The organism is Streptomyces sp. NPDC005799, assembly GCF_040630525.1.
GTDB lineage: Bacteria > Actinomycetota > Actinomycetes > Streptomycetales > Streptomycetaceae > Streptomyces > Streptomyces griseorubiginosus_B.
This window is the reverse complement of record NZ_JBEXXQ010000002.1, coordinates 303475-323399: the sequence shown is the minus strand read 5'-3', so window position 1 is coordinate 323399 and position 19925 is coordinate 303475. Positions and strand designations below refer to the sequence as shown.

Annotated in this window: 15 protein-coding genes; 1 reads left to right on the top strand and 14 read right to left on the bottom strand. The window is 70.5% G+C overall.

Annotated elements, in window-relative coordinates:
• Positions 1–380 precede the first annotated feature (380 nt).
• The 13 genes from pgi to ABZ453_RS03390 all read right to left on the bottom strand — a co-directional run bounded on the left by pgi (position 381) and on the right by ABZ453_RS03390 (position 16636).
• Positions 381–2036: a glucose-6-phosphate isomerase gene (gene pgi / locus ABZ453_RS03450; protein WP_359011078.1), complete on the bottom strand. Its 1656-nt coding sequence runs from the start codon at positions 2034–2036 to the stop codon at positions 381–383.
• Positions 2037–2088: 52 nt separating this feature from the next.
• Positions 2089–3357, bottom strand: coding sequence for an MFS transporter (locus ABZ453_RS03445; RefSeq protein ID WP_359011076.1), 1269 nt, complete (start codon positions 3355–3357; stop codon positions 2089–2091).
• A gap of 133 nt (positions 3358–3490) precedes the next feature.
• Complete coding sequence (locus ABZ453_RS03440; protein WP_003976875.1) at positions 3491–3826, bottom strand: RNA polymerase-binding protein RbpA; 336 nt, start codon at positions 3824–3826, stop codon at positions 3491–3493.
• 227 nt (positions 3827–4053) lie between these two features.
• A complete protein-coding gene (gene secG, locus ABZ453_RS03435) occupies positions 4054–4287 on the bottom strand; it encodes a preprotein translocase subunit SecG (RefSeq protein WP_359011071.1) in 234 nt (77 codons plus the stop codon).
• 94 nt (positions 4288–4381) lie between these two features.
• The gene (gene tpiA, locus ABZ453_RS03430) at positions 4382–5158 is read right to left on the bottom strand and encodes a triose-phosphate isomerase (RefSeq protein ID WP_359011069.1); all 777 of its coding nucleotides are present in this window, start codon (positions 5156–5158) and stop codon (positions 4382–4384) included.
• 7 nt (positions 5159–5165) lie between these two features.
• Positions 5166–6377: a phosphoglycerate kinase gene (locus ABZ453_RS03425; protein WP_359011067.1), complete on the bottom strand. Its 1212-nt coding sequence runs from the start codon at positions 6375–6377 to the stop codon at positions 5166–5168.
• A 125-nt stretch (positions 6378–6502) separates the two neighbouring features.
• Entirely contained in the window at positions 6503–7510 is a 1008-nt protein-coding gene (gene gap, locus ABZ453_RS03420) for a type I glyceraldehyde-3-phosphate dehydrogenase (RefSeq protein WP_133042677.1), read from the bottom strand.
• 227 nt (positions 7511–7737) lie between these two features.
• A complete protein-coding gene (locus ABZ453_RS03415; RefSeq protein WP_359011065.1) occupies positions 7738–10692 on the bottom strand; it encodes a M14 family zinc carboxypeptidase in 2955 nt (984 codons plus the stop codon).
• A gap of 146 nt (positions 10693–10838) precedes the next feature.
• Complete coding sequence (whiA, locus tag ABZ453_RS03410; protein WP_359011062.1) at positions 10839–11828, bottom strand: DNA-binding protein WhiA; 990 nt, start codon at positions 11826–11828, stop codon at positions 10839–10841.
• The gene (yvcK, locus tag ABZ453_RS03405) at positions 11819–12886 is read right to left on the bottom strand and encodes a uridine diphosphate-N-acetylglucosamine-binding protein YvcK (protein ID WP_359011060.1); all 1068 of its coding nucleotides are present in this window, start codon (positions 12884–12886) and stop codon (positions 11819–11821) included. Before yvcK ends, whiA begins: the two co-directional genes overlap by 10 nt.
• Positions 12883–13851: an RNase adapter RapZ gene (gene rapZ, locus ABZ453_RS03400; RefSeq protein WP_359011058.1), complete on the bottom strand. Its 969-nt coding sequence runs from the start codon at positions 13849–13851 to the stop codon at positions 12883–12885. Before rapZ ends, yvcK begins: the two co-directional genes overlap by 4 nt.
• The gene (uvrC, locus tag ABZ453_RS03395) at positions 13848–15908 is read right to left on the bottom strand and encodes an excinuclease ABC subunit UvrC (RefSeq protein ID WP_359011056.1); all 2061 of its coding nucleotides are present in this window, start codon (positions 15906–15908) and stop codon (positions 13848–13850) included. Before uvrC ends, rapZ begins: the two co-directional genes overlap by 4 nt.
• Before the next feature lie 53 nt (positions 15909–15961).
• Positions 15962–16636 carry a response regulator transcription factor gene (locus tag ABZ453_RS03390; protein ID WP_359011054.1) on the bottom strand — a complete coding sequence of 225 codons (675 nt, stop codon included), beginning with the start codon at positions 16634–16636 and terminating at the stop codon, positions 15962–15964.
• A gap of 207 nt (positions 16637–16843) precedes the next feature.
• Between ABZ453_RS03390 and ABZ453_RS03385 the strand changes: the two genes are divergently transcribed.
• The gene (locus ABZ453_RS03385) at positions 16844–17005 is read left to right on the top strand and encodes a hypothetical protein (RefSeq protein ID WP_358594876.1); all 162 of its coding nucleotides are present in this window, start codon (positions 16844–16846) and stop codon (positions 17003–17005) included.
• Between the two features lie 108 nt (positions 17006–17113).
• Here the strand turns inward: ABZ453_RS03385 and ABZ453_RS03380 are convergent, their stop codons facing one another.
• On the bottom strand, positions 17114–19837 hold the full coding sequence (locus ABZ453_RS03380; protein WP_359011051.1) for a nitrate- and nitrite sensing domain-containing protein: 2724 nt from the start codon (positions 19835–19837) through the stop codon (positions 17114–17116).
• Between the last annotated feature and the right edge of the window lie 88 nt (positions 19838–19925).

Below are 19925 nucleotides of genomic sequence, written 5' to 3'. Positions count from 1 at the left end.
CGCCTCAATGGACAGGCGGTAGGCCACCGTTCACCAGCGAGCGCGCGGAGCACCACCGAACACCGACAGGCAGGCGGCGCACCACCAGTCACCAGCAGACGCGCACGCCACCGATAACCGGCAGGCGAGCCGCACACCACCGAACACCACCAGGCAGGCGGCCACGCCACCAGTCACCAGTCACCAGTCACCAGTCACCAGTCACCAGTCACCAGCACACGGGCGCCCCACCGGACACCGACAGGCAAGCAGCGCACCACCAGACACCAACAGGCGGGGCACGCCACCGGTAACCAGCAGGCAGGCAGCACGCCACCCGTTGCCAACAGGCGGGCGGAATGCCGCCGTCACCAACAGGCGAGTGTGCGCCGCCGGTCACCTCACTGCCGGCCGCGCAACTCCCGGTACCTGGCCACCAGCGCCTTGCTGGACTCGTCCAGGCCCGGCGCCTCGGCGCCCTCCGTCAGCGCCGGCTCCACCCGCTTGGCGAGCACCTTGCCCAGCTCGACGCCCCACTGGTCGAAGGAGTCGATGTCCCACACGGCGCCCTGCACGAACACCTTGTGCTCGTAGAGCGCGATCAGCTGGCCGAGCACGGACGGCGTCAGCTCGCGCGCGAGGATCGTGGTCGTCGGGTGGTCCCCCTTGAAGGTCTTGTGCGCCACCAGCTCCTCGGGTACCCCCTCCGCCCGCACCTCGTCCGGGGTCTTGCCGAAGGCCAACGCCTGTGTCTGGGCGAAGAAGTTGGCCATCAGCAGGTCGTGCTGCGCCTTCAGCTCCTCACTCAGCTCGGCCACGGGCTCGGCGAACCCGATGAAGTCCGCCGGGATCAGCTTCGTGCCCTGGTGGATCAACTGGTAGTACGCGTGCTGCCCGTTGGTCCCCGGGGTGCCCCACACCACCGGCCCGGTCTGCCAGTCGACCTCCTGCCCGTCCCGGCCCACGTACTTGCCGTTGGACTCCATGTCCAACTGCTGCAGATACGCCGTGAACTTGGAGAGGTAGTGGCTGTACGGCAGCACCGCGTGCGACTGGGCGCCGTGGAAGTTGCCGTACCAGATGCCCAACAGCCCCAGCAGCAGCGGCACGTTGGACTCGGCGGGCGCGGTCCTGAAGTGCTCGTCGACCAGCCGGAAGCCGTCGAGCATCTCCCGGAAACGGTCCGGGCCGATCGCGATCATCAGGGACAGGCCGATCGCCGAGTCGTACGAGTACCGTCCGCCGACCCAGTCCCAGAACTCGAACATGTTGGCCGTGTCGATACCGAAGTCGGAGACCTTTCCGGCGTTGGTCGACAGAGCCACGAAGTGCTGGGCGACAGCTTCCTGACCGGCCTTCAGCTCATCCAGCAGCCAGGCGCGCGCCGAGGTCGCGTTGGTGATCGTCTCGATGGTGGTGAAGGTCTTGGAGGCGATGACGAACAGCGTCTCCGCCGCGTCCAGGTCGCGGGTGGCCTCGTGCAGGTCGGCACCGTCGACGTTCGACACGAAGCGGACCGTGAGATCGCGGTCGGTGTAGCTGCGCAGTACCTCGTAGGCCATCGCGGGCCCGAGGTCGGAGCCGCCGATGCCGACGTTGACGATGTTCTTGATGCGCTTGCCGGTGTGTCCGGTCCACGCGCCGGAGCGCACCCGGTCGGCGAAGTCGGCCATCTTGTCGAGGACCGCGTGCACCCCGGGCACCACGTTCTCGCCGTCGACCTCGATCACCGCGTCGCGCGAGGCACGCAGGGCGGTGTGCAGCACGGCGCGGTTCTCCGTGGTGTTGATCCTCTCGCCGCGGAACATGGCGTCCCGCAGCCCGAACACGTCGGTGGCGGCGGCCAGTTCGCGCAGCAGTTGCAGGGTCTCGTCGGTGACCAGGTGCTTGGAGTAGTCGACGTACAGGTCGCCCACCTGCAGCGTGTAGCCGGTGCCGCGGCCCGGGTCGGCGGAGAAGAGCTCCCGCAGGCCCGTGTCGGCGAGTTCCTCGCGGTGCTTGGCCAGCGCGGTCCACTCGGGCGTCCGGTTGAGCCTGGTACGGCCGTCTGCGTTCATGTCCGACTTCAGCCTTCTTTCGTGCCTGTCCCAGCTGTTCCAACCTAGTTGATCAGCGCGGTGCGCGAGCCGTCATGGCGTCGTCGCCCGGCGCAACAACAGGTACGTCCGGCTTGCGGAGAGGTATCAGCGCGATGACGGCCAGGACGAAGAAGGCGGCGGTCAGCAGGGGCGGGGTGCCCGGCCCCCAGGCGGTGGCGGCGACACCCCCGAGCAGTGCGCCCAGCGGTGCCCCGGCGACGGCGAGGGTGCGGAAGGCGGAGCTGACCCGGCCCAGGATCTCGGCGGGCGCGCGCTGCTGCGTGAGCGTGGTGGTGTTGACGTTCCACACCATGCCCATGAACCCGAACACGGCCAGGGCCGCCACCAGCGCCGTCAGACTCCGCACGGCACCCATCACCGCCAGGGCGCCGATCTGCGCGAGGCCGGCGAGCAGTACGGCGCGCGGTGCCCCGAGCCGGGCGGTGACGCGCCGGTTGACCGCTCCCCCGGCGAGCCCACCGACGGTGTACGCGGTGGTCGCCGCCGCGTAACCGGCGGTGCCGGCGTCGAGCCAACCCGTGACCAGGATGACCAGCGTGGCGATCAGCGCGCCCATGCCGATGTTGCACAGGGCCGTGGCAGCGCACAGTCCGCGCAGGGCCCGGTCGTGCCACAGGGTGCGCAGACCGTCAGCGATCTCCCGGCGCAGCGTGCTGCCCGCCGGTGCAGGTGGCCGCTCGGGCACCTCGGTCCGCAGCGAGGCGACCAGCACGGCGGCCACCAGGAAGGTCCCCGCGTCGGCCACGAAGGGGACGGCGGCCCCCGCGGCGATCAGCAGGGGCACCACGGGCGCGCCCAGCAGACCGCCCGCGATCTGCTGTCCGGTCATCAGCCGGGCGTTGGCGCTGCCGAGCGCCGCGCGGTCGACCAGGACGGGCAGCAGGGCGGTGGAGGCGTTGTCGAACAGGGTCTGGAGGGTGGTCAGGGCGAAGGCGAGGGCGATGATCAGCGCGATGGAGGCGTGGCCGAGTGCGACGACCATGGCGAACGCGGCGACGAGCAGCCCTCGTACCGCGTCCACCGTCCACATCGCGCGCCGCTGGTCCACCCGGTCCGCGACCGCGCCGCCGAGCAGCCCGAAGACGATCCAGGGCAGATAGCCGCAGGCGGTGACGGACGCGATGAGCAGGGGCCGGTCCGTCAGCGAGGCGGCGAGCAGGGGCAGGGCGGCACCGCGCAGCGCGTCTCCGAAGCGGGAGACCACCGCGGCCGTCCACAGCCGCCCGAACCCCCCGCGCCACGTGGGCGCACACCCGCCCGCGGACTCGACCGTCGTCACGTCTCCCCCTCACGATTCGCGTCTGCACAAACCGTAGAGGGCACCACTGACAATCGGTCCGGAGGCGGTCGGCCCCGGCGACGAAGACAAGTCCGGCCAGGCACCGCTGGGGTGCCCGGCCGGCCGTCAATTCCTAGATCTCGCCCCGCAGTTTGGCGAGCGCCTCGGCGAGGATCGCCTCGCCGTCCGCGTCGCTGCGCCGCTCCCGGACGTACGCGAGGTGCGTCTTGTAGGGCTCGGTGCGCGGCGGGTCCGGCGGGTTGTCCCGGTCCTGTCCGGCCGGGAAGCCACAGCGCGGGCAGTCCCAGGTCTCGGGAACCTGCGCGTCGCTGGCGAAGCTGGGCTGCGTCTCGTGCCCGTTGGAGCACCAGAAGGAGATGCGCAGACGCGGCGCGGACTCGCCGCGCTCGGCCTCGCCCATCGGCCCCGCCCCGACCCGGCTTCCTCGGATCGCGTTGCCACTTGCCACGGTCGTAACTCCCTGCGTGATGGTGCCGCGAAGCGAGTCGGCGTGTCGCTTCGTTGCGAGCGCCTCAGTCTACGTAAGGCCCAACGCACGTCCAGTGGTTGGAGTTACAAGCCCCACACCCGGACGCAAGCCCCATGATAGGCCGCGCTCAGCTGCGCGTACCGAACATGGGGCCTTACGTGCGGAATGGAGGTGCTGTGTGCGGGTTGCCGCTCGGCTGTTCGTCGTCAGGACGACTTCATGAGGAGGCCGAGCACGACGATGCACGCCAGCCACAGCAGACCGATCACCAGGGTGATGCGGTCGAGGTTGCGCTCGGCGACCGAGGAGCCGCCGACGGAGGACTGCATGCCGCCACCGAACATGTCGGAGAGACCGCCGCCCTTGCCCTTGTGCATCAGCACCAGCAGCATCATCAGCAGGCTGAAGACGATCAGGGCGATCGAGAACCCCAAAACCACGGCTGGACCAACTTCCTCGGATTCGGATGTACACGCGGGGTCCGGCACAGTGCTGGACCCCGCAAGGGTACGACGGATCGGGCCTAGCGCATACTCACTGGTCGCGGAAGCGCACGATCTTGACGAACTCGTCGGCGTCGAGGGACGCGCCGCCCACGAGGGCGCCGTCGATGTCTGCCTGGGCCATGATCTCGGCGACGTTGCCCGCCTTGACGGAGCCGCCGTACTGGATGCGGACCTGGTCGGCCAGCTCCTGGGTGTACAGCTCGGCGACCTTGGCGCGGATGGCGGCGCAGACCTCCTGGGCGTCCTCGGCGCCGCAGACCTTGCCGGTGCCGATGGCCCACACCGGCTCGTAGGCGATCACGACGGACTCGGCCTGCTCGGCGGGGAGGTCCTTGAGACCGCCCTCGACCTGGGTGAGCGTGTGCGTGACGTGGTTGCCCGCCTCGCGCACGTCCAGCTCCTCGCCGACGCACAGGATCGGGGTCAGACCGTGCTTGTACGCGGCCTTGACCTTGGCGTTGACGATCTCGTCGGTCTCGGCGTGGTACTGGCGGCGCTCGGAGTGGCCGATCACCACGTAGGTGCACTTCAGCTTGGCCAGCATCGGGCCGGAGATCTCGCCGGTGTAGGCGCCGGAGTCGTGCTGCGAGATGTCCTGGGCACCGTACTTGATCTTGAGCTTGTCGCCGTCGACCAGGGTCTGCACGGAGCGCAGGTCGGTGAAGGGCGGCAGGACGGCGACCTCGACGGCCTCGTAGTCCTTGTCCGCGAGGGCGAAGGCGAGCTTCTGGACGTGCGCGATGGCCTCGAGGTGGTTGAGGTTCATCTTCCAGTTGCCCGCCATGATCGGCGTGCGAGTGGTCATAGCGGGGTCAGTCCTCCAGTGCGGCAAGGCCGGGGAGCGTCTTGCCCTCGAGGTATTCGAGGGAGGCGCCGCCACCGGTCGAGATGTGTCCGAACGCGGTCTCGTCGAAGCCCAGGAGGCGGACGGCCGCGGCGGAGTCGCCGCCGCCGACGACCGTGAAGGCCGGGGAGTCGAGGAGGGCCTGGGCGACCGCCTTGGTGCCCTCGGCGAAATCGGGGTGCTCGAAGACGCCCATGGGGCCGTTCCAGAAGACGGTGGCGGCGTCGGTGATCTTCGAGGCGTACAGCTTGCGGGACTCGGGACCGATGTCCAGGCCCATCTGGTCACCGGGGACGGAGTCGGCGGCGACGGTGGTGGGGTTGGCCGGAGCCTTGCCCGCCAGGTCGGGGAACTCCTGGGCGACCACGACGTCGACGGGCAGGACCAGCTCGACGCCGGTCTTCTCGGCGCGCTCGATGTACTCCTGGACCGCGGGGATCTGGTCCTCCTGGAGCAGGGACTTGCCGATCTCGTAGCCCTTGGCCTTGAGGAAGGTGTACGCCATGCCGCCGCCGATGAGCAGCCGGTCGGCCTTGCCGAGCAGCTGGTCGATGACCGCGAGCTTGTCGGAGACCTTGGCGCCGCCGAGCGCGACGACGTACGGGCGCTTGACGTCCTCGGTGAGCTTCTTCAGGACGCCGACCTCGGTGGCGATGAGGTAGCCGGCGTAGTGCGGCAGCCGGGCCGGAAGGTCGAAGACCGAGGCGTGCTTGCGGTGCACCGCGCCGAAACCGTCACCCACGTAGACGTCCGCGAGGGCCGCGAGCCGGTCGGCGAACTCGCCGCGCTCGGTGTCGTCCTTGGAGGTCTCGCCGGCGTTGAAGCGCAGGTTCTCGATGACCGCGACCTGGCCGGGCTGGAGGCCGTTCACCGCGTCGTGGGCGGCGGGGCCGACGGTGTCCTGGGCGAACGCGACGGGGGCGCCGAGCAGTTCGGCGAGGCGCTCGGCGGCGGGCAGCAGCGAGAAGGCGGGGTCCGGGGCACCCTTGGGGCGGCCCAGGTGCGAGGCGACGACCACCTTGGCGCCCGCCTCGACGAGGGCCTTGACGGTGGGCAGTACGGCACGGATGCGGCCGTCGTCGGTGATGAGGCCGTCGGCGAGCGGCACGTTGAGGTCGGCGCGGACGAAGACCCGCTTGTTGTCCACGCCTTCGGCGAGAAGTTCGTCGATCGTCTTCATGAGGGACTCCTGGTGAGGGCTGCTCTGATCGTACGAGAGCTGTTCTGTACGTGAGTCAGGGCCCGGGCGGCGCGTCCCTGCGCCGCCCGAGCCCTGCTCTCACAGCAAAGTGCCTGCTCTGTGGGTCAGAGCTGGTTGCCGACGAAGACCGTGAGGTCGACGAGGCGGTTGGAGTAGCCCCACTCGTTGTCGTACCAGCCGAGGATCTTCACCGACGTGCCCTCCTGGACCATGGTCAGGGAGGAGTCGAAGGTGCAGGACGACGGGTCGCTGACGATGTCCGAGGAGACGATCTCGTCCTCGGTGTAGGTCAGGTAGCCCTGCAGCTCGCCCTCGGCGGCCTTCTTGAACGCGGCGTTGACCTCGTCCTTGGTGACCTCGCGGGACAGCTCCACGACGAGGTCGGTGGCCGAGCCGGTCGGGACCGGGACGCGCATGGCGATGCCGTCCAGCTTGCCCTTGAGCTGCGGGAGGACCAGCGCGGTGGCCTTCGCGGCACCCGTGGTGGTCGGGATGATGTTCTCGGCGGCGGCACGCGCGCGACGCAGGTCCTTGTGCGGGAAGTCCAGGATGCGCTGGTCGTTGGTGTACGCGTGCACCGTCGTCATCAGGCCCTTGACGATGCCGAAGTTCTCGTCGAGGACCTTCGCCATCGGCGCCACGCAGTTGGTGGTGCAGGAGGCGTTGGAGATGACGTGGTGGTTCGCCGGGTCGTACTTGTCCTGGTTGACGCCCATCACGATGGTGATGTCCTCATCCTTGGCCGGAGCCGAGATGATGACCTTCTTGGCGCCGCCGGCGATGTGCTTCGCGGCGTCTTCCTTCTTGGTGAAGATGCCGGTGGACTCGATGACGATGTCGGCGCCCAGCTCGCCCCACGGGATGTCGGCGGGGTTGCGCTCGGACAGGACCTTGATGGTCTTGCCGTCGACGGTGATGGTGTCGGCGGTGTGCGAGACCTCGGCCTTGAGACGGCCCAGGATGGTGTCGTACTTCAGCAGGTGAGCGGTGGTCGCGGTGTCACCCAGGTCGTTGACAGCCACGATCTCGATGTCAGCACCCTGCTCCAGCAGCGCGCGGAAGTAGTTGCGACCGATACGACCGAAGCCGTTGATGCCTACGCGGATCGTCACGAACCGATCTCCTCGTTGGTACGCCGGCCATGCGGTGCCGGCGAGCTCTGTTTGGGATGTCCCCGACCACCCCCGACCCTACCTCCCTGAGAGCTCCGGAGTGACATCGGATTGCCGCATACACGGGCAGGCGGTCCGTACCCGCCAGTAGGGGTACGGACCGCCCGGCCCAAACATCCGGTCACTCTTTTTGACTACGAAGTGCTAGTCATCGTTGACCAGCCTGTTCACCCTCCCAGGGCGGCGAGCGCCTTCTTGACGAGTGCGGCACGGTCCGCCGCCGCGCTGACGTGCTCCAGGCCGAAGCCCAGCAGCACGGTCCGGTCGGTGGTGACGGCGCCGTACGTCTTGAACAGGGCACCCGTGCGCTCCCAGTCCCTGAGCACGGCCGGGCTGCCCGCGGGCGGTCCGGTCACGCTCCAGGCGCCGAGCGAGGTCTCGAAGCCCTCGGTCTGCGTCGCCGTGCCGCCGAGGACGAGCGAGGCGTCGTCGGCGAGGACGCCGTGACCGCCGGTGCCCGGGTCGGTGACGTAGCTGATGGAGACCTGGACGGACTTGCCGGCGTAGGCGCTCAGGTCGTAGTTGACCTGCTGCCACCCGCTGGAGGCGCCGGTGAGGCTGTTCCAGGCGCCGCTGGTGCCGGTGGCGGTGCACGCGTTGTTGCCGATGGTCAGGTAGTGCTTGAGCCACGGGTGTTCGTTGATCAGGAAGCCCGCCCCGCACTCCGAGGGCACGGTCTGGCTGCTCGCGCCGCCCTTCTCCGGGAGGGTCGTCCAGTCGTCGGCGCCGACGGTGTGGGCCTCGACGATCACATGGTCGTAGCCGGGCTCGGTGTCCCACAGCAACTGGCTGCGCAGGGTCGGCTGCTGGGCCGCAGCTACACCGGTGAGGTCGATGGTGCGGGTGAGGCGCTTGTAGGCGTCGTCGGTGTGCACGGCGGCCGCCATGTAGGAACCCGCGTAGGGCCCGTACGGGTTGACGGTCCCGGCGAACTGGCCCGCGCCGGCGCTGGCGAACTGCGGGTACTTGTCGGCGGGCAGCGAGTCGGAGGTGACGCTGTAGGTGCCGGCCTTGTCGAGGGGGTTGCCGGGCGCCGCGCCGAGGGGCCCGCTGAAGCCGCCGAGTTCGCCGGACCCGGTGAAGCCGGTGGCGCCGGGGGTCGACGTACGGGAGTAGGCGCCCAGGTAGTACTGGCTGAAGTCGTTGGACAGGGTGCCGCCGCCGAGGTCGACGTTGCCGCCGGCCTGCTCGCCCGCCTCGATCAGCTTGCCGCCCTCGTTGAGGTAGGCGCGCAGCTGGAGCTGGGTGGCGTTGCCGGGCACGCTCGCTCCCGTGTAGTGGACCACGGTCCTGAAGTGCTTCAGCACGCCGAGCGCGTCGGGCGCGCCCTGGGTGGCGACGTCCCAGACGAGTGCCTTGCGGCCGTTCGCCTTCAGCGCGTCCACATAGGTCTGCGCCTGCGTGGCGGTCGCGCCCTCCTCCGCGACGACGAGGGTGTCGGCCTTGCCGCGCTGGGCGACGGTGTAGGTGAAGTGCTCACTGGAGACCTTCTTGCCGCTCTGGCCGCGGCCGGTGAACCACACCTCGACCTTGTCGCCCGGGTCGCCGTCCCGGACCTTGGCCCGGTACTCGTCGAAGTGCAGGTTGTCATCGCCGCCGTAGGTCTCGCCGCCCTTCCAGGCCCTCAGCGGCTCGTCCTTCGTACGGCCGCCGTTGACGCGGTAGTTGAGCTCCTTGCCGCGGATCGCCTTGCGGACGACGACGGAGACCTCCTGGTCGGCGCCGCGGGAGTAGGACGTGGAGAACGTCGCCGGGGTGAAGTCGGCGGCCTTCAGGCCGAGCGAGGAGGAGGGGGTGTCCGGGTGCTGGGCGGTCTCGGCGACCGAGAGCGCGAAGGGGATGTTCTTGACGAACTCCTGCTGGATCAGCTTCTCGTCGTCCGGGAAGTTGAACACGGACTGGCAGTCGGCCGCGTTCCACTGGTCGTTCGGGTCGAGGTTGGAGGCCGTCTGGCAGGTCGACATCTCGGGGGTGAACATCGACATGCCGTTGACGTTCGCCGCGTGGCCGTCCGCCTCGCCGTTGGTGGTGTACAGCTCCGAGGAGACCTGCGGACGGTAGCCCGGGATCGCGGAGTTGTCCGGGGTGCCGGCGAGCGCCTTGTAGACGACGTCGTCGGGGGTCGGGGTGGCCACCTGCCAGCCGACGCCGTAGAGGAGGAGTTCGGCGGCGGAGTGGTAGTTGACGCCGTAGGAGAAGCCGATGCGCTTCTCGAAGGCGTCGAGCGCCTTGGTCTCGGGCTCGGAGCCCGGGCTCGCGCCGCGGTAGGTCTCGCTGGTGGGGTTGGGGGACGAACCCTCGTCGTCGTAGCCCCACTTGTAGGCGAAGTTGCGGTTGAGGTCGACGCCGTCGCCGGTGGAGATGACGCCGTCGCCGTTGACGTCCCGCAGGTTCTTGCGCCACAGACGGGTTTCGGAGTTCTTGAAGGTGTAGTCGTAGCCGTCGGGGTTGGCCGAGATCACGAACCACAGCTCGGTGGAGTCGACGATCTTCCTGATCCGCTTGTCGGTCTTGTAGTGGTCCAGGTAGTAGTGCATCAGCCGGCGGGTCATCTCCGGCGTGATCCACTCACGCGCGTGCTGGTTGGACATGTACAGCACGGAGGGCTTCGAGCCGTCCTTGGACTTCTTCGCGCCCTTGGTCAGTTTGAGCGCGAGGATGTCCTGGCCGTTGATCGTCTTGCCGATGGAGACGACCTTGGTCAGACCGGGGTTCTGCTGCCCGGTGCGGACGATCTCCTCCTTGATGCCGCCGCTTGCGCCGTACGGGCGGAACACGCCCTGGGCGGCGTTGTCGACCCGCTTCTCGGCCTTGGCCGAAAGTGTGTGCTCGGTGAGGTCGACGCCCTGCTTCTCGAGCTGGTGGGCCTGCCGTGCGGTGAGATAGAGCTCGACCGAGGCCGTGCCCTTCGTGGGTACCTGCTCGGCGAGCTCCTGGCCGTCCTGTCCGGCCGCCAGCAGCAGGGGTACCTGCCTGGCGGTGACGTCCGCGCGGTAGACGTTGACCTCATTGGGATCCGAACCCTGTGACGGTCCGTTCTGTGCCTGGGCGATGGGCGCGAGGCTCGCTCCGCCGATCAGGAGCGCGCCGACAGCGAGGATCGATCTCGCTCTGTGTCTCATGAACCCCCCTAGCCATCCTTCGTCACGGCGACGAAGTGTTGCCAGGCTCATGCCACTTCACAGCCGAGTCAAGGGTGCCTCAAAGACAGTCAAACGCCGGTGCCGACGGCCCAAGTGGGCGTCGGCACCGACGGGTTGGACCCTGGTCAGCCGACGAGGTTGTCGGCCATCTCCTCGGCGAGAGTGGACTCCGTGCCCGGGATGCCGAGGTCGGAGGCGCGCTTGTCGGCCATCGCCAGCAGGCGGCGGATGCGGCCGGCGACGGCGTCCTTGGTCAGCGGCGGGTCGGCGAGTGCGCCCAGCTCCTCCAGCGAGGCCTGCTTGTGCTCCATGCGCAGCCGGCCGGCGGCCGCGAGATGCTCGGGCACCTCCTCGCCGAGGATCTCCAGCGCGCGCTGGACGCGGGCGCCGGCGGCGACCGCCGCACGCGCGGAGCGGCGGAGGTTGGCGTCGTCGAAGTTGGCGAGACGGTTCGCCGTGGCCCGTACCTCGCGGCGCATCCGGCGCTCCTCCCAGGCCAGCACCGACTCGTGCGCCCCGAGACGGGTGAGCAGGGCGCCGATCGCGTCCCCGTCCCGGACGACCACGCGGTCCACGCCGCGCACCTCGCGGGCCTTGGCGGCGATCGACAGGCGGCGGGCGGCACCGACCAGGGCGAGGGCGGCCTCGGGGCCGGGGCAGGTCACCTCAAGGGAGGAGGAGCGGCCGGGTTCGGTCAGCGAGCCGTGCGCCAGGAAGGCGCCGCGCCAGGCGGCCTCCGCGTCGCAGGTGGCCCCCGAGACCACCTGCGGGGGCAGGCCGCGGATCGGGCGGCCCCGCCCGTCCACCAGGCCGGTCTGCCGGGCCAGCTGGTCACCGCCGGCGACGACCCGGACGACGTAACGCGAGCCGCGGCGCAGTCCGCCGGGCGCCATCACGATCAGTTCGGAGGAGTGGCCGAAGATCTCCAGGATGTCCCGTTTCAGGCGCCGGGCCGCCATCGCGGTGTCCAGCTCCGCCTCGATCACGATGCGCCCGCTGACCAGATGGAGGCCGCCGGCGAACCGCAGGATGGCGGAGACCTCCGCCTTTCTGCAGCAGGTCCGGGTGACGGGGAGCCGGGAGATCTCGTCCTTCACCGCTGCCGTCATCGCCATGGGCCGATCCTTCCATGCATCCGAAAAATACGGTCGTACGCGGCGGCCAGCAGCTCCGGGTCGTGCCGCGGAGTTCCGTCCCTCCGGGCCACCGGAGCCAGCTCGACCGCTGCTCCGAGCCGCCCTGCGGCTTCGGTGAGCACGTCGCGGTCGGGCACGGCGGCCTCGTCGGCCAGCACCACGTCCAGGGCGAGTTTAGGGGCGTGTCGTCCCAAAACCTCCAAATGACGCTGCGGGGAGAAGCCCTCGGTTTCTCCGGGCTGCGGGGCGAGGTTCAGCGAGAGTACCCGGCGCGCCTTGGTCTCGGTGAGCGCGTCCAGCAGTTCCGGCACGAGCAGGTGCGGGATGACCGAGGAGAACCAGGAGCCGGGGCCGAGCACCACCCAGTCCGCGTCCAGCACGGCCTCGACGGCCTCCGGGACGGCGGGCGGGTCGTGCGGCACGACGTGCACGGACTGCACCTCGCCGGGCGTGAGCGCCACGGTCGCCTGCCCGCGCACGGTGTCCACGTCCTCCGGCCGCGCCGGATCATGCCCCTTGACCAGGGCCTGCAGCTCCAGCGGTACGGCGGACATGGGCAGCACGCGCCCGTGCGCGCCGAGGAGCTTGCCCACCAGGTCCAGCGCCTGGACATGGTCGCCGAGCTGCTCCCACAGGGCGACGATCAGGAGGTTGCCGACCGCGTGGTCGTGCAGGTCGCCCTGGGAGTGGAAGCGGTGCTGGATGACCCGGGCCCAGGTCTGGCCCCAGTCGTCGTCGCCGCACAGCGCGGCCAGCGCCTTGCGCAGGTCGCCGGGCGGCAGCACGCCCAGCTCGTCGCGCAGGCGCCCGCTGGAGCCGCCGTCGTCGGCCACGGTGACGACGGCGGTGAGGTCGCCGGTGATCCGGCGCAGGGCGGCGAGCGAGGCGGACAGGCCCATACCGCCGCCGAGCGCGACGACCTTGGGCTGGGCACCGCGCCGGCGCGGCCGGGCACCGCGGGCCTCCACGGGCCGGCCGGCACGCGACTCGGGAACCGTCCGGCGCAGCCTGCTCAGCCGCACAGAGCGCTCCGTCATTCGCGTCCCATGTCCCGGTGCACGACCACCGTCTCCACGCCCTCGGCCGCCAGACGCGCGGCGAGCTTCTCCGACATGGCCACCGAGCGGTGCTTGCCGCCGGTGCAGCCGATCGCGATCGTCACATACCGCTTGCCCTCGCGGCGGTAGCCCGCGGCGATCAGCCGGAGCAGCTCGGCGTAGCGGTCGAGGAACTCCTTGGCGCCGGGCTGGTTGAAGACGTACGCCGACACCTCCTCGTTGAGGCCGGTGAAGGGGCGCAGCTCCGGGACCCAGTGCGGGTTGGGCAGGAAGCGCATGTCGGCGACCAGGTCGGCGTCCACGGGAAGGCCGTACTTGAAGCCGAAGGACATCACGGTGGCCCGCAGCTCGGGCTCCTCCTCGCCGGCGAACTGGGCGTCCATCTTGGCGCGCAGCTCGTGCACGTTGAGGCTGGAGGTGTCGATGACCAGGTCGGCGTCGCCGCGCAGCTCGCGCAGCAGCTCGCGCTCGGCGGCGATGCCGTCGACGATCCGGCCGTCGCCCTGCAGGGGGTGCGGGCGGCGCACCGACTCGAAGCGGCGCACCAGGGCCTCGTCGGAGGACTCCAGGAAGACGATCCGCCGGGTGACGTTCTTGGCCTCCAGGTCGGCGAGGGACTCGCGGAGGTTGTCGAAGAAGCGGCGGCCGCGGACGTCCACGACGACCGCGATCCGTGCCACGTTGCCCTGCGACCGGGCGCCGAGCTCCACCATGGTGGGGATCAGCGCGGGCGGGAGGTTGTCGACGACGAACCAGCCGAGGTCCTCCAGGCACTTGGCGGCCGTCGACCTGCCCGCGCCCGACATTCCGGAGATGATCACCAGCTCGGGGATGGCTGCCTCGGGGAGCCCGCCCTGGTCGCCGGTCGTGCCCGTACTCACCTGTGCTTCGTCTCCGCCCTGGTCCGTCTGCCCGTGTTGCTCGTCGTGCTCGTTCACATTCATGTCTCCTGCCCCCGTCGTTCGTCCGGGGCGCCCGTCGTCACGGGCTCCCCACCGGAACCCATGGTGCCGGGTTCCTCCTCCATGATCTCTCCAGTCGTCATGTTGACGGCGGGTGCGGCGGGAGCCGCCTGGGCGAGGGCCGCGGCGATCGTCTCGGCCGTCTTGCGGCCTATGCCGGGGACCTCGCAGATCTGGTCGATGGTGGCGGACCGCAGTTTCTTGAGCGAGCCGAAGTGCTTCAGCAGGGCCTGCTTGCGGGTGTCGCCGAGGCCGGGCACCTCGTCCAGGGGGCTGGCCTTGAAGCGCTTGGCCCGCTTGGTGCGCTGGTAGGTGATCGCGAAGCGATGGGCCTCGTCGCGGACGCGCTGCAGCAGGTAGAGGCCCTCGCTGGTACGTGGCAGGACGACCGGGTCGTCCTCGTCCGGCAACCAGACCTCCTCCAGTCGCTTGGCGAGGCCGCAGACGGCGATGTCGTCGATGCCGAGCTCGTCGAGGGCCTTCTTGGCGGCGGCGACCTGCGGCTGACCGCCGTCGACCACGACCAGCTGGGGCGGGTAGGCGAACTTCTTCGGGCGGCCGTCCTCGTCCTTGAGGCCTGTGCCGAGGTCACCCGTGAGGCCGTCCTCGTGGCCGTCCTCGACCCACTCACCGGTCTTCTCCTTCTCCGCGAGGTAGCGCCGGAAGCGGCGGGTGATCACCTCGTGCATGGAGCGGACGTCGTCCTGTCCGGCGAAGCCCTTGATCTGGAAGCGGCGGTACTCGCTCTTGCGCTGCAGACCGTCCTCGAAGACCACCATGGAGGCCACGACGTCGTCGCCCTGGAGGTGGGAGATGTCATAGCACTCGATACGCAGGGGTGCGCTGTCGAGGTCGAGGGCCTCGGCGATCTCCTCCAGGGCACGCGAGCGCGTGGTGAGGTCGGAGGCGCGCTTGGTCTTGTGCAGCGCGAGCGCCTGCAGGGCGTTACGCTGCACGGTCTCCATCAGGGCCTTCTTGTCGCCGCGCTGCGGGATGCGCAGCGAGACGCCCGAGCCGCGGCGGTCGGCGAGCCACTCCTGGACGGGCTCGACCGGATCCGGCAGGGCGGGGACCAGGACTTCCTTGGGGACGGAGTCGCCCTTCTCCTCGCCGTAGAGCTGCTGCAGGGCGTGTTCGACGAGGGCGCCGGTGGTGATCTCCTCGACCTTGTCGGTGACCCAGCCGCGCTGGCCGCGCACGCGTCCGCCGCGCACGTGGAAGATCTGCACCGCCGCCTCCAGCTCGTCCTCGGCGACGGCGATCAGGTCGGCGTCGGTCGCGTCGGCGAGCACGACCGCGTTCTTCTCCATGGCCTTCTTCAGGGCCTCGATGTCGTCGCGCAGGCGGGCGGCGCGCTCGTACTCCATCTCCTCGGCCGCCTCGGTCATCCGCTTCTCCAGGCGGCGGATGTACGTGCCCGTGCGGCCGGCCATGAAGTCGCAGAACTCCTCGGCCAGTTCGCGGTGCTCCTCCGGATCGACGCGGCCGACGCAGGGCGCCGAGCACTTGCCGATGTAACCGAGCAGACAGGGACGGCCGGTGCGGGCGGCGTTCTTGAAGACGCCCGCCGAGCAGGTGCGTACGGGGAAGACCCGTAGCAGCAGGTCGACGGTGTCCCGGATGGCCCACGCGTGTGCGTAGGGCCCGAAGTACCGGACGCCCTTGCGCTTGTGGCCGCGCATCACCTGCACGCGCGGGAACTCCTCGTTCATCGTCACCGCGAGGTACGGATAGCTCTTGTCGTCGCGGTACTTGACGTTGAACCGGGGGTCGTACTCCTTGATCCAGGAGTACTCCAGCTGCAGGGCCTCGACCTCCGTGGACACCACGGTCCACTCCACGGACTCGGCGGTGGTGACCATCGTCCGGGTGCGCGGGTGCAGGTTCGCCAGGTCCTGGAAGTAGTTCGCCAGGCGCTGGCGCAGGCTTTTCGCCTTTCCGACGTAGATCACCCGGCGGTGCTCGTCACGGAACCTGTACACCCCGGGAGAGTCCGGGATCTGTCCCGGCTGGGGGCGGTAGCTGGAGGGGTCGGCCATGTCTCACACCCTACTGGCGGGGACTGACACCGTGTCGGGCCTGTGGACAACGCCTAGCGGGACTCCAGGAAGGTCAGGACGGCCAGGACCCGGCGGTGGTCGTCGGTGTCCTCGGTGAGATGGAGCTTGCCGAGAATGCTGCGGACGTGTTTCTCGACCGTGCCCTCGGTGACCCACAGACGACGGCCGATGCCCGCGTTCGAGCGGCCCTCGGCCATGAGGGCGAGGACCTCGCGCTCCCGGGCGCTGAGATGGGCGAGGGGGTCGTCGCGGCGCTGGGCCGAGAACAGCTCCTGCACCAGGGAGGGGTCGACGACCGAGCCGCCCCGCCGGACGCGCTCCAGGGCCTCGGTGAACTCGTCGACGACCGTGACCCGGCTCTTGAGCAGATAGCCGACCTTGCGGCCGCCGGCCAGCAGCTCCAGCGCCTCTTCGACCTCGACGAACGCCGAGAGGACCAGGATGCCGGTTTCGGGGTGGCGTTCCCGGATGGTGCGGGCCGCCTTGAGTCCTTCGGTGGAGTGGTCCGGCGGCATCCTGATGTCGACGATCGCGAGGTCGGGGCGGTGCCCGGCGACCAGATCGAGGAGGCCCACGGCGTCTCCGGCCTGCCCCACCACGTCGTACCCGACCCGCTCGCACAGGCTGGCGAGCCCCTCGCGGAGCAGCACGTCGTCGTCGGCGAGGACGACTCGTCCCCGTGCAGGCCGCTGCGATGCGTCGTCCATGGTCCCGGTTCCCCTTGCCCGGCCGATCGGTGCGCGCCCCAACAGCCTGCCCCACCATCGGGGTTCCGGCTAGCCGGAAGCGGGATTGGGGGCTCGCGGTGACGACAACGGACCCGGTCACGGGCGATTCTCGATGCAGTGCAGAGCAAGGCGGACCGGCCGGTCCGGGCGAGTCGCCGGCCGGCCACGGGTCGAAGGGCTGCGGAAATGCGTCGGACGCGGATGGAGAAGCCACGGCGGCCGGTCCGCGCCCGCCGGTACCAGGACGACACGCACGCGTGGAGCGAGCTGCTGGATCCGCGGGACCACGAGATCGTGCGGGCCAAGCGCCCACGGAGCACCGATCACGGCGGCACGGGCCGCACCTAGAGCCGGACGGACGCCTCTCCGTCCGACAGGACCGCCCGGAGCGTACGCGACGTCACCAGTCCAGGACTCCCCCGCCTGGGCGACTCCCCCGGCGTGCGCCCCGGGCGGTCACACGTCCGTCGGGGGCACGGCCAGCGGCAGCCGCACACGCAGGGTCGTGCCCTCGTCGGGCGGGCTGCGGACGTCCAGCTTGCCGCCGATCGCCTCCACCCGGTCGATCAGGCCGATGAGACCGGAGCCCCGGCCGGGCTCGGCCCCTCCGGCCCCGTCGTCGGCGACGGTCAGCTCCAGGACGTCGTCACGGACCTTCGCTTCGATGCGCACCACGCGTGCGTGCGCGTGCTTGGCGGCGTTGGTGAGGCACTCGGAGATCACGTAGTACGCGGCCACCTCCAGCTGCTCCGGCAGACGGGCGGCGGGCAGGGCGAGGTCGAGCTCCACGGGGACGGCCGAGCGACGGGCCAGGGAACGCAGCGCGGGGCCGAGGCCGCCCTTGGACAGGATCGCCGGGTGGATACCGCGGGCGACCTGGAGCAGGTCCTGGAAAGCGTCGTCGAGCCCCTTGCTGACATGGGCGAGTTGTTCGGACAGCTCGGACGTGGGGTCGGTGACCAGGGACTCGGCCAGCCGCAGATCGAGTTGGAGGGCGACGAGGCGCTGCTGGACACCGTCGTGCAGATCGCGCTCGATACGGCGCCGGGAGGCGTCTGCGGCGGCCACCACGCGCGCGCGTGAGGCGGTCAGCTGGGCACGGCTGTCGGCGTTGGCGATGGCAGTGGCGATGAGCTCGGTGAAGTCGGCAAGCCGATCCTCCGTGCCGCGGTCCAGCGCCTCCCGCGGGGACGCCGCGACCACGAATCCCCACAGCCGGTCGTCGACGACGATGGGCGCGGCGACGGCCCTGCCGACCCGGGCGGCGCGTCCGGTCCGGGTCACCTCGTGGATCGCCCGGCGTGCGGCGTCACGGCGGGCATCACGGGAGGCCGGTTCGAACACCTCCGGGTCGTGCGCGGTCCCGAGCACCGTACGGCTGCCGTCGGGCTGATGGCGCAGGACGGCCGCTGTCGTGTCCAGCAGCTCGCCCACCTCCTCCGCCACCTGCGTGAACACCTCCTCGGGCGGGGCGCCACGGGCCACGAGGGTGGCGACCCGGCGCAGCGCGGCCTGTTCTCGGGCGTGCCTGCGGCTCTCGGTGACGTCCCGGGCGGCGGCGTAGACGAGGCCCTGCTCGGGAACAGGCCGCGCGCTCCACTGCAGCCAGCGTTCGGTGCCGTCCGCGCGCAGATAGCGGTTCTCGAACTCGGCCACTTCGACGCCGCTCGCCAGCCGGTCGAGGGCCGCCCGGGTGTCGGCCCGGTCCTCCTCGTGCACGAACTCGGTGAACGGCCTGGACAGCAGCGTCTCCGCCGGGTGGCCGAGGGTGCGTTCGAAGGCGGGGTTGACCCGCTTGAAGTAGCCGTCGACCCCGGTGATGCACAGCAGGTCGAGGGAGAGGTTGAAGATGCTCTCCAGCTCCTCCTCGGCCCGCTTACGTCGGCCGTGCGCCGCCGCGAAGGACGCCATGGTGGCGTTCATGCCGCCGAGCAGTTGCGCCCACGTCCCCGCGAAGGCCCCGACGTCCGCCCGGTGGGCGAGCCGGTTGTCGTCGATCGCCGTGTTCAGGGAGCGGATCTCGGCCGCCAGCCGTTCCGTGGTCACCCGCAGTTCGCGGAACGTGTCGGCGACGTCCCCGAGTTCGTCGCGTCCCGCGTACCGGATGTCGTACGACAGATCGCCCTCCGACAGGGCCCGGGCGCCCGCGGCGACCTCGCGCAGCGGCCGGGTGATGGAACGCCGCAGGGCCAGCGCGAGGACCGTGACCACGACCAGGACGGCGAGGGAGAGGGCGAGGTCACGCAGCGCGCGGACCTTCGCGGTGTGCAGGTCGTGGGCGGCCGTCCCGGCGAGTTCGCGCGCCGCCTGGTCCTGGATACCGCGCAGGGAGTCGATACGGGCCCGGGAGTCGACCAGCCAGCTGTCGTACGACGGCCAGTGCGCGGTCCGTGGGTCGGCCGCGGCGAGCATGTCGCGCACACTGCGGACGGCGCGTCCGGGCTTCCCGAACCGCGTCGCGTACAGCTCGGCCCGCAGCGGGGCGGAGGTGTCGCGGCGGAACTCCCGCAGCTGTGCCTCCTCCAGCGCGGGCCAGCGCCCGGCCGCGGTGGGCCGGTGGGCGAGGGGGGTGCTGAGCAGAATGGCCACCTCGGCGCGCTCCCGTTCTCCGGCCTCGATGGCCTGCAGAAGCGCGATATGCGCGTCGGCCGCGCGCCCCGCCGCCCTGGTCGGACCTCCCGATTCCAGGTCGGCGACGGTGTCGAGCAGCTCGTCCTGGACCGTCTGGTACTGCTGCACGACCGCGCTCGCGGAGAGCGAGCCGGTGTCCGTCTGTGCCCGGATGGCGTGCAGTTGGCGGCCGAAGGCGCCGAGTTCGCCGGCGACGTCGGCCCCTGACCAGGCGCCGGCCCGCTCGGTGGCCCCGGCCAGCGCCCGGTCGGTGGACCGCTCGGCGGCGGCCCGCTCACCGAGGGTGTTCCGGGCGGGCCGCAGACGGGCCGGCACGGCGGCGATCCGCTCTCGGGCGACCGCGTCCAAGACCCCGGTGGTCTCGAACGACACCCGGGTCGCCGTGTGGAAACGGTCAAGTTCCCGCGCCTGCTGCCACTGGGCGACGGCGCTGAACGCGGTGAAGGCGAGCATGCCGGCCACCGGCAGCAGCACGAGCAGCATCAGCTTGCTGCCGACGCGGAGTCGGGCGAGCAGAGGCGGACCGTTCTCGCCCCGGAGGCGGCGCACGACCGGACCTAGTACCGGGAACGTGCGCCGGTGATCGTCGAGGAATCCGCCGGAACCGCTCTGTTGGCGTCCGTCATGCGCACCACAC

Bases quoted from the DNA above. Each gene is read 5' to 3' on its own strand.
- pgi (WP_359011078.1), bottom strand. From the start codon at position 2,036: ATGAACGCAGACGGCCGTACCAGGCTCAACCGGACGCCCGAGTGGACC.
- tpiA (WP_359011069.1), bottom strand. From the start codon at position 5,158: ATGACCACTCGCACGCCGATCATGGCGGGCAACTGGAAGATGAACCTC.
- ABZ453_RS03425 (WP_359011067.1), bottom strand. From the start codon at position 6,377: ATGAAGACGATCGACGAACTTCTCGCCGAAGGCGTGGACAACAAGCGG.
- ABZ453_RS03415 (WP_359011065.1), bottom strand. From the start codon at position 10,692: ATGAGACACAGAGCGAGATCGATCCTCGCTGTCGGCGCGCTCCTGATC.
- whiA (WP_359011062.1), bottom strand. From the start codon at position 11,828: ATGGCGATGACGGCAGCGGTGAAGGACGAGATCTCCCGGCTCCCCGTC.
- yvcK (WP_359011060.1), bottom strand. From the start codon at position 12,886: ATGACGGAGCGCTCTGTGCGGCTGAGCAGGCTGCGCCGGACGGTTCCC.
- rapZ (WP_359011058.1), bottom strand. From the start codon at position 13,851: ATGAATGTGAACGAGCACGACGAGCAACACGGGCAGACGGACCAGGGC.
- uvrC (WP_359011056.1), bottom strand. From the start codon at position 15,908: ATGGCCGACCCCTCCAGCTACCGCCCCCAGCCGGGACAGATCCCGGAC.
- ABZ453_RS03390 (WP_359011054.1), bottom strand. From the start codon at position 16,636: ATGGACGACGCATCGCAGCGGCCTGCACGGGGACGAGTCGTCCTCGCC.
- ABZ453_RS03385 (WP_358594876.1), top strand. From the start codon at position 16,844: ATGCGTCGGACGCGGATGGAGAAGCCACGGCGGCCGGTCCGCGCCCGC.